At 50.9% G+C, this 13,775-nt stretch carries 10 protein-coding genes and 2 pseudogenes; 11 read left to right on the plus strand and 1 reads right to left on the minus strand.

Features of this window, described 5'->3' with window-relative positions; genetic code table 11:
* The first annotated feature begins 859 nt into the window (after positions 1 to 859).
* Together cysD and cysN are read left to right on the plus strand one after the other, a co-directional pair.
* Positions 860 to 1,750 (plus strand): sulfate adenylyltransferase subunit CysD, encoded by an 891-nt coding sequence (gene cysD, locus ACXHXG_RS24210; protein ID WP_457900977.1) that lies wholly within the window; start codon positions 860 to 862, stop codon positions 1,748 to 1,750.
* Positions 1,750 to 3,657, plus strand: coding sequence for a sulfate adenylyltransferase subunit CysN (gene cysN, locus ACXHXG_RS24215; RefSeq protein WP_457900978.1), 1,908 nt, complete (start codon positions 1,750 to 1,752; stop codon positions 3,655 to 3,657). Before cysD ends, cysN begins: the two co-directional genes overlap by 1 nt.
* Before the next feature lie 520 nt (positions 3,658 to 4,177).
* Here cysN and ACXHXG_RS24220 read toward each other — a convergent pair.
* Complete coding sequence (locus tag ACXHXG_RS24220; RefSeq protein ID WP_457900979.1) at positions 4,178 to 4,987, minus strand: ABC transporter permease; 810 nt, start codon at positions 4,985 to 4,987, stop codon at positions 4,178 to 4,180.
* A 379-nt stretch (positions 4,988 to 5,366) separates the two neighbouring features.
* Between ACXHXG_RS24220 and ACXHXG_RS24225 the strand changes: the two genes are divergently transcribed.
* The 9 genes and pseudogenes from ACXHXG_RS24225 (at position 5,367) to ACXHXG_RS24265 (ending at position 13,761) form a co-directional block, all read left to right on the plus strand.
* Positions 5,367 to 8,522, plus strand: coding sequence for a glycosyltransferase (locus ACXHXG_RS24225; RefSeq protein ID WP_457900980.1), 3,156 nt, complete (start codon positions 5,367 to 5,369; stop codon positions 8,520 to 8,522).
* Between the two features lie 189 nt (positions 8,523 to 8,711).
* Positions 8,712 to 9,062 carry a hypothetical protein gene (locus ACXHXG_RS24230; protein WP_457900981.1) on the plus strand — a complete coding sequence of 117 codons (351 nt, stop codon included), beginning with the start codon at positions 8,712 to 8,714 and terminating at the stop codon, positions 9,060 to 9,062.
* Positions 9,063 to 9,352: 290 nt separating this feature from the next.
* Positions 9,353 to 10,369 (plus strand): sulfotransferase family protein, encoded by a 1,017-nt coding sequence (locus tag ACXHXG_RS24235; protein ID WP_457900982.1) that lies wholly within the window; start codon positions 9,353 to 9,355, stop codon positions 10,367 to 10,369.
* 205 nt (positions 10,370 to 10,574) lie between these two features.
* Complete coding sequence (locus ACXHXG_RS24240) at positions 10,575 to 10,793, plus strand: GGDEF domain-containing protein (RefSeq protein ID WP_457901161.1); 219 nt, start codon at positions 10,575 to 10,577, stop codon at positions 10,791 to 10,793.
* Between the two features lie 127 nt (positions 10,794 to 10,920).
* Positions 10,921 to 11,184 (plus strand): hypothetical protein, encoded by a 264-nt coding sequence (locus tag ACXHXG_RS24245; protein WP_457900983.1) that lies wholly within the window; start codon positions 10,921 to 10,923, stop codon positions 11,182 to 11,184.
* A gap of 382 nt (positions 11,185 to 11,566) precedes the next feature.
* A pseudogene (locus ACXHXG_RS24250) lies at positions 11,567 to 11,716 on the plus strand (nucleotidyltransferase); the annotation flags it as partial.
* Positions 11,715 to 11,801: pseudogene (locus tag ACXHXG_RS24255) on the plus strand (transposase domain-containing protein); the annotation flags it as partial. The pseudogenes ACXHXG_RS24250 and ACXHXG_RS24255, both read left to right, overlap by 2 nt.
* Before the next feature lie 41 nt (positions 11,802 to 11,842).
* Positions 11,843 to 12,139: a hypothetical protein gene (locus tag ACXHXG_RS24260; RefSeq protein ID WP_457900984.1), complete on the plus strand. Its 297-nt coding sequence runs from the start codon at positions 11,843 to 11,845 to the stop codon at positions 12,137 to 12,139.
* A gap of 440 nt (positions 12,140 to 12,579) precedes the next feature.
* Positions 12,580 to 13,761: a glycosyltransferase family 4 protein gene (locus ACXHXG_RS24265; RefSeq protein ID WP_457900985.1), complete on the plus strand. Its 1,182-nt coding sequence runs from the start codon at positions 12,580 to 12,582 to the stop codon at positions 13,759 to 13,761.
* Positions 13,762 to 13,775: the final 14 nt, after the last annotated feature.

A 13,775-nucleotide genomic window follows, 5' to 3' on the forward strand; every position in this document is an offset into this window, starting at 1 on the left:
GTCGTTTGAGTAGGCCGCCGGTCCGATCTGGGCGAAACTACGACAAGTCTAGACGAGCTGTAGCGGCCAGCAAATTGCCGGATGCTCTCACAAAGCAACGTTGCCTGTGCTTCCAAGGGACCTGCTTCCGCTATCATCCCAAAAACAATTTTAGACATCCGGTTCTCGCTAGTCGACAGCTACTACGAGTGCTCTCGGTAGAGAAGAAATCCATTGCCTTCAAGTGAGCACCCAAGGCTCATTTTTGGACCATGATCAAGAGTGGACCCCAGAGATGTTCCGGGCGTCAGGCACCCGGTCTGCTCGATTACGAGCCGGCGATAGCGTACAACAAGGCGGCCATGATCGGCGGACTACTGGCGCCGGCGGCTCGTGCAATTACTCCGCCGCAGCGCAGAAGTTTCCTGTCTAACGGATTGCCCAACGCCGTTAGCAGTAGGTACACAAAAAATGATCTCGTTCGCATTCACAACTTCAAATATTTGAGTAGTCTTCCAGAAAACGTTTAGAAATTTGCGATTCTGGGGAGGCATGTCAATTCGGAAGCGTTCAGGTAGTGGCGGGCCAGATAATGCTGCACGGTCCGTGGTATTGAGGATGGGCAGCAAATGGCTTTTTTGCATGAAAAACAAGGAATGCAACGGATGAGACGCCCTGCCCTACGATGTAATCCGGTTTTCCAGATCGCAAACGGACGTGCAGTTTGCCCTTGGCCGCGCTTCGGTACCACGAGTCTGAGGATTCCGGGCGGAAGGCGCGTCCGTTTCAAGAAGAGTTTTCAGCCAATATCTTTGGCAAAATGCGGGCGCGATAGCTGCAGGTTGCTGTTAATCGCAGCTCCCTAAAGGCGATATTAAGGATGCATATAAATCGGCTTGAGGCGGAAAGCATAACAATAATTCGGGAAGCCGTTGCCGAGGCTGACAGGCCCGTTCTTCTGTATTCAATCGGCAAAGATAGCTCAGTTCTGCTTCATCTTGTCAGGAAGGCATTCTTTCCAGCTAAGCCGCCATTGCCCCTATTGCATGTGGATACAAGATGGAAATTCCAGGACATGTACCGGTTTCGCGATCTTATCTCGCAGCAAACTGGAATGGATCTAGTGGTTCACGTCAATCCTGAAGCGATCGAAAAGGACATAAACCCCTTTGACCACGGCGCGGCGCTTCACACCAACATTACCAAAACGGAGGGGTTGAAGCAGGCACTCGATCATCATCGATTTGATATGATTTTCGGGGGAGCCCGACGCGATGAGGAGAAGTCCCGATCTAAGGAGCGGGTATTTTCCTTTCGCACACGCAATCATTATTGGGACCCGAAAAATCAGCGGCCAGAACTTTGGAATCTCTACAATACCCGCAAAGCCCCCGGTGAAAGCATACGAGTCTTTCCGCTCTCCAATTGGACGGAATTGGACGTTTGGCAGTATATTTTCCAGGAGAATATTCCGGTTGTCCCGTTGTATTTCGCCAAGGAGCGTCCAGTCGTTCTACGTGACGGTATGATCCTTGCCGTTGACGACAACCGCATGAAGTTATTGCCCGGCGAGGAAATCACTCGACGCAAAGTGCGTTTTCGAACGTTGGGTTGTTATCCACTGACGGGTGCCATCGAATCCGAGGCCGATACTGTTGAAGGAATAATTGCGGAACTCATCCAGGCGCCCGTGTCCGAGCGACAAGGCCGGCTGATCGACACCGGTTCGTCGGCGAGCATGGAAAAAAAGAAACTAGAGGGTTATTTCTGATGCGCAGCCTGGATCAGATGAGCAACCAAGATCTCTTATCATCCAAAGAAGTATTTGCGCGTTTTCAGTATCAGGAACAGGCTCGGGATATTTTGCGCCTTATCACATGCGGCAGCGTAGACGACGGCAAGAGCACCCTCATCGGCCGTCTTCTTTGGGAATCGCAGCATTTGCTGGATGACCAATTGGCGGCACTGAAAGCTGAATCGAAACGCTATGGCACGCAGGGCGATGAAATCGATCTCGCATTGCTGGTTGATGGCCTATCCGCCGAACGCGAACAAGGCATCACCATAGATGTCGCCTACCGCTATTTTTCCACGCCAAAGCGAAAGTTCATCCTCGCCGATTGCCCCGGCCATGAGCAATACACGCGCAACATGGCCACCGCAGCGTCTTCCGCCGACGTCGCAATCCTGCTCGTCGACGCTCGCAAGGGTGTTCTGACACAGACACGCCGACATGCCTATCTCGCCTCGCTGCTGGGCGTTCGGCACGTTGTCGCCGCTATCAATAAGATAGATTCGGTCGGATATGACGAGCAAATATTCGATCAGACATGCAAGGAAATCTCGAGTTTCAGCGCCACGCTTGGATTTGAGAGCATTACCCAGATCCCGATTAGCGCTCTTCACGGCGACAACATAGTCCGGCGCGCCGCACATACCCCATGGTATCTCGGTCCGACCTTGATGGAGTTCTTGGAGACCATCAAGATAACGCACGCGCCCTCCGACCGGCTTGTCATTCCGGTGCAATGGATCAATAGACCGAATGCGGATTTCCGAGGTGTCTCGGCCACGATCGTCGAGGGCAAGCTGGAGGTTGGGGATGAAGTACGCGTAACGGCTTCAGGTCAAGTCGCGCGCGTAGCTGAAATCGTCACGATGGATGGAACCACGAGGCGGGCCGACGAAGGGGCAGCCGTCACATTCAGACTCGATCGAGAGATCGACGTTTCCCGCGGCGACGTTCTGTCTCACGCGCAAAAGCCCTTGGAGATGTCCGATCACATCGAAGCGACCCTGATCTGGATGAGCGTAGAGGCCGGTCTGATTGGCCGTCAATACGATATCAAGCTCGCTACTCAATGGGCGTCGGCATCGATCACCAGCATTAAATATCATATCGATGTCGATACGTTTGCCCACACCGCCGGCCGAACCCTGGTGCTCAACGACATAGCTGTCTGCAACGTATCCCTGAGCCGCCCTCTTGTTTTCGACAGCTATTCAACCTCGAAAACGCTCGGCGCCTTCATTCTCGTGGACCGGCTGAGGAACGCCACCGTGGCGGCCGGCATGATCCGCCACAATCTTCGACGCGCTCAGAACGTGCACCGCCAGATGCTTTCGATCACCCGGCAAGATCGCGAGCGTTTAAACGAGCATCGGGGCAAAGTGATTTGGTTCACGGGTTTATCTGGCTCCGGGAAATCGACACTCGCCAATGCCCTCGAAATAGAGCTGCACAATCAAGGCAAGCGCACATATATCCTGGATGGCGACAACATCAGGCAAGGTCTCAACAAGGACTTGGGCTTTACCGATGCGGACCGTGTGGAGAATATCAGACGAATTGCCGAAGTGGCCAAGCTGATGATGGACGCAGGTCTCATCGTGCTCACCGCCTTCATTTCACCTTTCCGCCGAGAAAGAGAGATGGCGCGCGAACTGATCGGACCTGAGAATTTTCTGGAAGTTTTTGTCGATACTCCGCTCGATATCTGCGAACAGCGCGATCCCAAGGGGCTCTACCGGAAGGCGCGCGAGGGCAAGCTGCCGAATATGACAGGTGTTAATAGCCCATATGAGGCGCCGACGTCGCCCGACTTTGTGATTCAAGGCGTGAGCACACCACTTGCGGAAAGTGTCAAACGCTTGGTTGATTATATCACTTTCGTCTAGCCCAAGCGCCCAATCCGCTGCTGCTGGTTCAAGCACAGCGCGACACCGGCACTCACGGCACTGTCGAAAACGCCAAGACTTGGCGTTGTTGAATGGGATTGTCAACGCACGCAGCGAACGGCTTGCCACAGTTGACGATATCGGTCCGGCTCAGGAGCCAGCAGAAACCAGAAAAACCACCGAGGCTTGGTCAATATTATCTAATGCGCGCAATACTCTCTGATCGAGATGAAGTACAGAAGCAACCTTCGAATACACGTGGGCATTTATCATCAAGGAATATTTTCCAAAATAATGCCTTTTTTGTTTGATCCGCATGGAAGTCGATTTTTGCGAAATAAAATATCTAGCTATTAAGTTGAATTTTCCACGCCGTGACCACGAAATCACTTTAAGTCATAATAAACGCAGGGCCGCTTTGGCCGCCTATTTTCATGGGCCCGCAATGTGTCTATTAGCAACTGGCATGGCCCATATTCAATTGCACTTTACCTCCCTGATACGTCTGTTTGTCTTCAGCTCAACTGTCCATTAGAATCCTTCGCGAACATCTCTCGGCAACAAGGCCTACGAAGAGCGACGCAATCCCAAAACCCAGTAAATATTCCTTATCTACAAGCCGATCGCTGTAGTTCTCAAAATATGCGGTACGCATCCATTCAACACATTGGACGACAGGATTGTATGATAGCGGAATTGCGGCCTGATCAGGAAGGTCCACAGTAACAAAAAGGCATCCTGATGACATGTAAAAGATTATACTCATGAGGGCATATGCAGTTGCAAAAAATGGAATAAACGACGTGATAACACCAGCGATTGTACCAATTCCGACTGCAAGAAGAATGGTAGCCAAATACGCCAGGACGGCTTGGGCCGGGTCTGCTGGATAGGGGTTCAATCCCAATGCGGTGAATACGACCCACAAAAAAACAAGAGTTATACATCCCGCCATTATTTCCAGAAGCGCTCTCCCGAATAGTATATCTACCACTCTCACGACTGGAAAACTTAGCATATTCCTATTCATAAGCACCGAAAGCGACATAAATCTTGAAATATACAGGAATGTCAAAGTGGGTATTACCCCTACCCCGAAAAAGATTAGCGGACTTTCGCCATATGGTGCTGCACGCCCAGCATATGCGTTAATGAATATAATGACGACCATATGAGCAAGCGGCCATAGAGATTGCACAATGAACCCGAGACCGTGATTGAAGAATCTGCTCCGCATATCGCGCAGGATCACGGCACTCATTACATTTTGTCTCTGCCCCAGGAGCTCCGTAAAGGACATACACCTCCTCTTCTCACGGCGTTTTTCCATTGAGGTATCCCAAAATAGCAGCGACAAATCGTCCCCAAATTTTCTCAAAGCAATTATACCCATGATTGCCAGAAAGCTGAGAAACGCAAGGCACGAGCATTAAAAGTGGAAATGCCAATTTGCGTTCTGCCTCAACTCCGCGCTCCACCATTTTTCATTTTTCGATTGCCGTAGTCCACTCGCTATTCAAAAGGATGATATGGAAATATCGCGCCTTCGTGGAGATTCGGATTTCGTGACAAATACGTCACTTAGCACGTGTGCTGCAGGGCCAAATTTATGGACGTGAGAGTATTGCTCTCCCATTTCTCCTTGGTTAAACATTCTGCGAATCTCAATTTAAATCGTGGGTTGCGCTTGGTGACTCGGGTAGCGCCGCATGGCGAGTGATGATTTATCTGTTCGTTTAAGAAATTTGGATCGGTTGCAAATGGATATCGAGAACATCATAAGATTTTCGAGCGAAAATAGTCTCGATTCGATTGCGGATGAACTTCGATCAATCAATGGATCACTTAGCGCGCTTAATTTCGATGATCAAGGCTACCTCTATGCAAATCCCGACATTGCCGAAGCGCTGGGTGGGCGAAATAGTTCAGCGGCTTACACACATTGGTTAACTCACGGAAGAGTCGAGGGGCGCATTGGATCTGGACTCTCCCCTTTCGCTAAAAGACGTCCTCCGCGTCAGCATCCAAATAAAGCCGACGCCCACATCGCGTTTTACGGTCCGCTGTCAGCCAAAAGTGGTCTGGGAGAAGCAGCGCGAGGTTATGCTTCAGCGCTGCGATCTCTCAGCAATTCGGCGGATATTATCGATACCACGGCCGCCTTATACCCCGATAGGGAGTTTCCGCCTATCGCGAGACCGACGGCAAAGGCGGACATCGTTATCATTCATCAAAATTCGGACGCCCTCCAAAATTTTTTCCGAATGGTTTCGCCCGAAATCCTTGACGACGCTTATTCCATCGGGATCTGGGTATGGGAGCTCTCGGCGTTCAATGCGGAATGGATTGCAAACTTTGCGGCCTTTGATGAAATCTGGTCGCCCAGTCAGTTTTCCGCAGATGCGATTAAGTGCCTCGCGCCCCGATCGCTTCCGGTTGTCACCGTTCCGCACGTCGTCTCCCCTCCCCAGACCAAAGCGAACTTTGGGAGAGCTCATTTTGGAATTCCCGATGATGCGTTTGCCATTCTGTATGCGTTCGACGCAAGTAGTGGAATGGATCGAAAGAATCCGGAAGCTCTCATCGAGGCGTTTTCGTCGGCGTTTGGCAATGCCCCAGATGTTGTCCTAGTAATGAAATGTCATACTACCGGATATGCCACCAAGCGCTTGACTGATATCCGCAGGGCTGCGGATCGGGGCAACATTGTGCTTATCGACAGTCTTCTCGATGACGGAGAAAATCACTCACTTAAAGAGGTCTGCGACGCCTTTGTTTCTCCCCATCGCGCAGAGGGGTTCGGGCTCAATATTGCCGAGATGATGGTTCGCGGCAAGCCAGTCGTGGTTACCGGATACTCAGGGAACTTGGAATTTTGCAACGAGCGCAACTCCTTCCTTGTGGATTATGAATTAGTTGAAGTTTCAGATCCAGCCGGTCCTTATCCACTCGGATATGTTTGGGCCTCTCCCAAACACGATAGTCTAGTTTCCAAGCTGAGAGAAGTTCGTTCTGAATCCGCACGGGTGATGAAGATTGCCTCAATGGGACGGAAACATATCGAGACAAATCTCAGTGAAAAGAAGATCGCAGCGCTTATGGCAGAGCGATTGAGCCTGCCTAAAAGTGACGAACGGTCTCCACTTACCAACCAAGAAAAGAAAGCAAAATACGTTTGGAGGCATCCCCTTTCATTATCGCCCTGCAGAGAGCCGTCCATATCAGAGACTTCCAGATGGCCACTGATCAGCGTTATCGTCCCCGTCTATAATATCTCAAGGCAATATTTAGACGCCTGCGTAGCCTCTGTTATGAGCCAACGTTATCCCTATTGGGAGTTGTGTCTTTGTGACGACGCATCGACGCTCCCTGAGACGATTGATACCTTGGAGCGACTTCATGGAATTGATCACCGAATCAGGATTAAGCGCTTGCCTCAGAACGTGGGCATTTCACGCTGCAGCAATTCGGCCGCAGAAATCGCCACAGGCTCTTACCTGGCGTTTCTCGACAATGATGACACGATTTCTCCAAATGCGCTTCTTTCTTATGCAAAGGCGATACAGGCCAACCCTGAGGCGGCTCTGCTCTATTGCGATGAAGACAAGATTTCGACAACGGGCGAGTATGTTGATCATTATATGAAACCAGATTGGTCGCCGGAGCATCTGGAATCTACGATGTATGTACTTCACATGATTGTTGTAAGGAAATCTCGGTTTCTTGAACTTGGCGGCTATCGCGAAAGGTATACAGGGGCTCAGGATTATGATCTTGCGCTCAGAATCTCACTTGCGGGAGATAAGGTCGTACATGTTCCAGAAGTCCTGTACCATTGGCGGATGCTCGAAGGATCTGCCGCCGCGCAGGTCGATGCCAAGCCGACGGCACTACTTAATGCACGTGCAGCTTTGACCGAGTACGCGAAACAAAAATTCGGCCCAAGCGCGTCGGTGGAAGACGGAAAACTAACTGGCCTATTTCGAGTAACAAGAGGACGTCGGATCGCACCTCCAGTGACTTTGGTGATTACCACGAATAATGCAACCAAAGACATATTAGGACGAGGAAGGATCAACCTCGTTGGCCACTTGGTGTCCTCCATAATCGACCGCACCGATTATCCGAACTATGAAATTGTCGTGGTAAGCAACGGCCATCTGGACGGGCAGGTCCGTACACTACTAGTGGAGCATGGCCATCGGGAAGTGCATTATCGCTATGAGGGCCAGTTTAACTTTGCGAGCAAAGCCAACTTCGCCTTCGATCAGGCGAGAACCGAAATCGTTGTCCTTTTGAACGATGATATGGAGATTATTTCACGCGACTGGCTGTGGCATCTGGTTGACTACGCAGATCGTTCGGAGGTCGGTATTGTTGGCGCCAAGCTCCTATACCCAGACGGTCGCCTGCAGCATGCTGGCATCGCGCTGGGCGTAAATGAGACAGCAGCCCACCTTTATCATGGCTACCCTGGCGATTCTATTGGTTATAACGGCTACCCAATGACAATCCGAAACTACAGCGCGGTTACGGGCGCATGCATGGCCACGAAGAAATCGATTATTCGGCAAGTTGGCGGCTTCAACGAGGAATTCAGGATCGACTTCAATGATACGGACTTTTGTCTACGAGTACGGGAAGCCGGCTATCGGATCGTATACAACCCGTTTTGTGAACTGTATCACTTCGAAAGCCAGACGGCCGTCAGAACGTCGCAAGACCCCGCTGAAAAGGAGCGGTTTCTCAAGCATTGGGAAGCAACCGTAACGAGAGATCCATATTACAACCCCAACCTTCGCAATGATTCCATCGCGTTCGAGGCTTGGCCTAGCGTTTGGCGCCATGGGCAATTTGAGAGCTGAGAAATAGTAATGCCGACTTCGAACTTGGAACCACTGCAAAAGCGATATGACGAGGCGATCCACGAGATAGCATTGCTGAGGCGCGCACTATATTTAACTAATGCGAGTCTAAAGAGAAATGGGTCGTCGGGCGCTGTCGACGTCGGCGCTGGTGTTGTAGATCGCTCCTATTACAGCAAGAGCGTTGACATGGATGGAGCCGAAAAGCCTTATATTCTGGAGTTAGCAAAACTTCTGTTTATGGCCGGAATCATCCCGTCCTCGACGATCTTCGACGAGCAAAGATATCTTGCCGAGAATCCAGATGTTTCCAGAGCAATTGCAACCAAACGCTTCAAAACCGGCTTCGAACACTGGTTGGTGCATGGACTATCTGAGGGGCGTGCAGCAGCCTCCAAAATCGCACCCATTGACCGCCTGGGTGAGGAGGTACTTTCAGTCTACAGATCCAACAAGATCAAAAAGGCCAAATCTCCGGTGAATTTTCTGCTTCGTGTTTTGATGAGATCTCGCCAAAAGACGGTGGGAAGCACCTTATGACTGATTAGAACATAACTGAGATGCTTGCGGCACAGACCGCAATCAGAGTCTGCATTTGTGAGGTTCCAATCTCAAACAGGTCTTTTCGTGAGAGAACGTTGTCTAGAGTCCCTATGAATGGCTGACCGGGCAACACTCGAAAGGAGTGCGGTGCCAGTCCTCTGAGGCATCTTTTACACCGCTGGAATGGGCGCTCATAGTCAATGCAGTTGCCTTCGTGCAAAAGCTAATTGTGCGCTACACCAGGCATCAGAGGCTATTTCGTTCACTTTTCGAGAAGGCAAAATTTCGTGCAAACGGTTGGATATGTTGACGGCATTTCAGGAGGAGAAATCATTGGCTGGGCTCGCAAGGTCGGGGACCCGAAGGCACTTGCTGAGATCAACATCGTTGCTGAGTCAGGGCACATTATCCCGTGGAAACCAACCCACTATCGCCCAGATGTATGCAACGTCTGCGGAGAGCAGGGAATATTCGGCTTTCACGTGCCAATTTCCTTCTTGCTAAATTTCGGATCGATATTCAGCTTTTTCACCGTCGACGGGCAAAAACTTAACAACGGACGCGTCGAAATTCCTTCAGATGAAGGATTTGAAGTAGGCCCTGTTTCAGTCCCAGAATGCAATGTCTACTTGCACATTCAAAAAACCATGGGAACCAGCGTAGTAAACGTAATTCACAATTCCCTTGAGAAAAGCCGGTTTCTGTCCATCTATCCCCAATTTGGCCTTTCGGTGCCGCAGTTTATCAGGCTTCCGCTGCATCAGCGGAGAACTCTTAAACTTGTAGTGGGGCATACGTCTTTCGGGGTTGGTCGTTATCTGGGTAACCGCGCAAACCATCTGACCGTTGTTCGCGAGCCGATGGCACGGGTTCGCTCCCATTTAATGCATATACTTAGCAATTCCGGCCCCACCTATAATCTTTGCGGTGTCGATTACACGGTCGATGAAGTCGTTAACAATGGATTGACCGATGAATTCGACAACCTCCAAGTTCGAATGATCGCGGGTCTATATGAGGGCGAAATTCCCTTAGGCGAAATCAGTCTCGACGACGCTGAGCTCGCGATTCACAATATAGAGCAAAGTTTTAGTTATATTGGCACATTGGAAAAATTCAGAGAGACGGCCAAAACGTTTTTGAGATGTCTTGATATCACTGAGCAAGAGTTGCCACATTTGAATGAAGCTAAGTCCCAAGTCGTGCAGAAATATCAGGATACGATAGAGCGGATTGATTGGGATCGCGTTCGGAAACGACATCTGCCGGAAATAGCCCTTTACGAATATGTTTGTCAAAAATGAAACGGGCCAGACGCTCGCTGACTGATACGTGGCGAAGATTGTGCATGAGAAGGTTCTCGCCTCTATGCTTGCCGTATCGGATGCCATTGGATTTCCAACGTTGTCAGACGCACTGTATCGCCGCCTAACCGCTTGCGTGGAATTTGCGAATTGCTCCGCCAAACGGATGTTCGGGGTGAAACAGCACGTCACTGCCGAAAAGACAATGGTCGAGCAGCTACGTCGCTTGGCAGAGCGCGATACCCTCACCGGGCTGACATCTCGGACACGGTTTGAAATTTTCTTTAACGAGATATGTGGAGGCGACAGTGAAAGGCCGCGCTCTCTGCTCTTGGTGGATCTCGATGGCTTTAAGTCCGTAAACGACACTTTGGGACATCAGGCCGGGGACGACTGTCTCAAGGTGGCTGGCTGCAGGCTCTAGCAGGCGGTACCTGACGCCGACATGGTCGCCCGCATCGGCGGGGATAAATTTGCGGTCATAAATCCATGTTCATCAGCTGTAGATCTCGCTAAGGGTCGCCACTCGCATCGTAGAGGGCATCAATTGGATGATCTCTACGCCGACGAAGAACATCCAAATTACAAAATCCGTAGGCGCGGCAATAACCGTCCCTGGCCAATCGCCCAAGGATATATTTGCGAAAGCGGACGGTGCCTTATATGAGGTAAAATCGGCGGGCAGGAACGGGTTCCGAATCGTGTCACCTTCGCCACCTGCACTGGAAAGCGCTCAGGCAACTTGCTCAAAGAGGGAAATAGATTCTCATCGGGAAGATTCTAATATCCTCGGATTTACGGGCAGTTCCGTCTGAATCCCCTCCATCCCGGTATCGGTAATCCCCGCCAAGATTGGTGTAGAGCGCACCCTGCGAATATATCGAGACTGGCTGCTCTACCTCGACCCGGAAAGCCCGAAACAAGGTCGACCGACCGGTTCTCCACATAACGATGCTCTCCAAACTTTTCTCTGTTCAGTTGCGCAAAACATCGCTATGTTCCCCTCTTTGTTCGGACCGCGCATTCCTGTGGAGAAAGATCAGCCCAATAAGTTTCCCGCTGCTGGGGGCGAAACCTCCCCATAAATGAGATACTTGAAACGTTATAAGAGAGAGGAATGACAGTTTCCTCAAGCAACGCTGGACGAGCTGCAACCACTTGTTTTAATAGGCGCTGTCAGAAAGGTTTTCGCGTTCCATGAGATCAAGCCTTGAGCATCTGCCAGAGCGAAAGCAACGCGAATTATCGCGCATCGTCGAGATCCTGCATGAGGAGTTCGAAGACGCGCTGAAGGAAGGCACGGCGGACTTCAAGAAGAAGGGGCGCATCCTCAAGATCGTTCTGTGGTTTTGACCCACGGGCCTATCTGGCTGACGTGCTCGATCGCATCCACGATCATAAGATCAATCGATTAGACGAATTGCTTCCCTAGAACTGGTCGGCAATGACCGCAATCGACGCAAAGGCAGCCTGATGGCGACAATCACCTACGTTCCTACGATCAAATTTGTTGCCGAAATTCTCGAAGAGGACCCGGAGCTTCTTCAGGCAATCGTCTCCAACGATGATAATCTGAGCTACGGTAGCATCATCTCCGTGTACACCGGAGACGAGGAATCCGTGACCGCGCTCACCGACGACGGCATGGACGAACTGCAGCAGATCCTCAAAGACGCCCGCCGCTCACCCGACAAATGGAGCGACTTCCTCGACAGCTTTGTAGACGACAAAGAGCTTGTCGCTCGCATCAAAGCAAAATCTCCGCGGTAACAACCGGGCGGTTACGCTCGAGCTGCGGCCGTACAGACATTGCGGGTCTCGTCTGCAACAGATCAGCGCTTTATGTTCGAATATCGTCGCATCTATTGGAGAGCCACTGTGACGTCCCGGAAAGACGCGGATGGCTCTGCGTGTCTCGGCCAGATCCGTACGTGACGTGCGGACGGCCGCAAGAGAGGTCCAATTCCGCGCTCTTCAGCGGATGGTACGTTATAGCTGAAATTGGCGGAGATTAATGTAGCATGTTTTTTGGTGATTATCTGGCTTTGTTGTCCCGATAAGGTTTGGAAGGACCGGCTGGATGGCCATCGAGGTATTGGAATAAGGGGCAGTTCGTTGTAAGGGGAGCAAATTCGCTCATTTGATCGCACAGGCCGTATGTTGCGATTGGTTAGAACGATGCAATCCGATGTGGTGGCGAAATACAGATTATGCAGCCGAATCCTTTAGATACCATCAGAATTGGAGTGGATTCCTCGCCTCTGGTCTCTAGGCGTACGGGTGTTGGCAATTACGAGCATGCTCTTCTGAGGTCACTCAAGTCGGAATTTCCATCGCTTATCTTCCGGGGTTATCATCGCTTTGAATGGCATGATCTGCCAGTTGAGTCGTTTCAAGACGTTCATTCGGGCGCTCAGAACCAGCCTGAACGCGACTCCATTTTAGGTCTTCTGAAGAAAAATGAACTGGTTCGCCGGGCTTACCGCGGCGCCAATGGCTGCCAATATCAACGAACTCGCGGTGGGCAAAATATTGCATTCTTTCACGCATTTAACTTCATCGCGCCAAGTCGGCACGAAACACGCTTTGTCCCTGTGATCTACGATTTGTCATACAAGCGGTATCCTCAATTCCATCCGCCAGAACGCGTTCAACTACTTGAAGTGCTTGACTCGGTAATAGCTAAGGTCCCGGCTGTTCATACAATCTCGTATTTCAGCGCGGGCGAAATTGAGCATTTCTACGGGATATCGCGCGAAAAGGTTTTTGTTATTCCCCCACAGATAGAAGCACCTCAACGATTTCGTGAGGAAAAGATTGATAAGGTCCTGAAGCAGTTTGAGCTTACACCAGGTGGCTTTCTACTTTGCGTTGGCACGCTTGAGCCGCGGAAGAATGTACGAACCCTGATCGACGCTTACGGGATGCTGGATGAGGATGTGCGCTCGCTTTTTCCATTGATTGTCGTGGGGGGAGCCGGTTGGGGACGGAAATTACTGCCGGATATCACCGCCACATTAGTTGACGCCAAGCAAATCCGTTTCCTCGATTATCTTCCGGAGGATGATCTTCGCGTCATGTATGCATCATGTCGCGCTTTTGCTTATCCTTCAGTTTATGAGGGCTTTGGCATGCCTATAGCAGAAGCTTTGAGCTACGGTGCGCGCGTTGTCGCGTCGGACATTCCGGCTCATCGGGAGGCAGGACAGGCACTAGCCACTCTTGTTCCGCCCGAAGATCCAGAGAGTTGGGCTGTTGCACTATATGCTGCGCTAAGCAGTTGGAAGGACAGCGACCGTCACAACATCGCGGCACGGTTTCGAGACCCCGGGGCAGCATCTGCGGCTGTGGCGATGAGTATGTATCAAAAAATCGTCCAAAGACTGGGCTAACGAGGAGCAAGACA

The organism is Rhizobium sp. LEGMi-198b (genome assembly GCF_054114205.1).

Bases quoted from the DNA above. Each gene is read 5' to 3' on its own strand.
- cysD (WP_457900977.1), top strand. From the start codon at position 860: ATGCATATAAATCGGCTTGAGGCGGAAAGCATAACAATAATTCGGGAA.
- cysN (WP_457900978.1), top strand. From the start codon at position 1,750: ATGCGCAGCCTGGATCAGATGAGCAACCAAGATCTCTTATCATCCAAA.
- ACXHXG_RS24220 (WP_457900979.1), bottom strand. From the start codon at position 4,987: ATGGAAAAACGCCGTGAGAAGAGGAGGTGTATGTCCTTTACGGAGCTC.
- ACXHXG_RS24225 (WP_457900980.1), top strand. From the start codon at position 5,367: ATGGCGAGTGATGATTTATCTGTTCGTTTAAGAAATTTGGATCGGTTG.
- ACXHXG_RS24230 (WP_457900981.1), top strand. From the start codon at position 8,712: ATGGATGGAGCCGAAAAGCCTTATATTCTGGAGTTAGCAAAACTTCTG.
- ACXHXG_RS24240 (WP_457901161.1), top strand. From the start codon at position 10,575: ATGGTCGAGCAGCTACGTCGCTTGGCAGAGCGCGATACCCTCACCGGG.
- ACXHXG_RS24245 (WP_457900983.1), top strand. From the start codon at position 10,921: ATGATCTCTACGCCGACGAAGAACATCCAAATTACAAAATCCGTAGGC.
- ACXHXG_RS24260 (WP_457900984.1), top strand. From the start codon at position 11,843: ATGGCGACAATCACCTACGTTCCTACGATCAAATTTGTTGCCGAAATT.
- ACXHXG_RS24265 (WP_457900985.1), top strand. From the start codon at position 12,580: ATGCAGCCGAATCCTTTAGATACCATCAGAATTGGAGTGGATTCCTCG.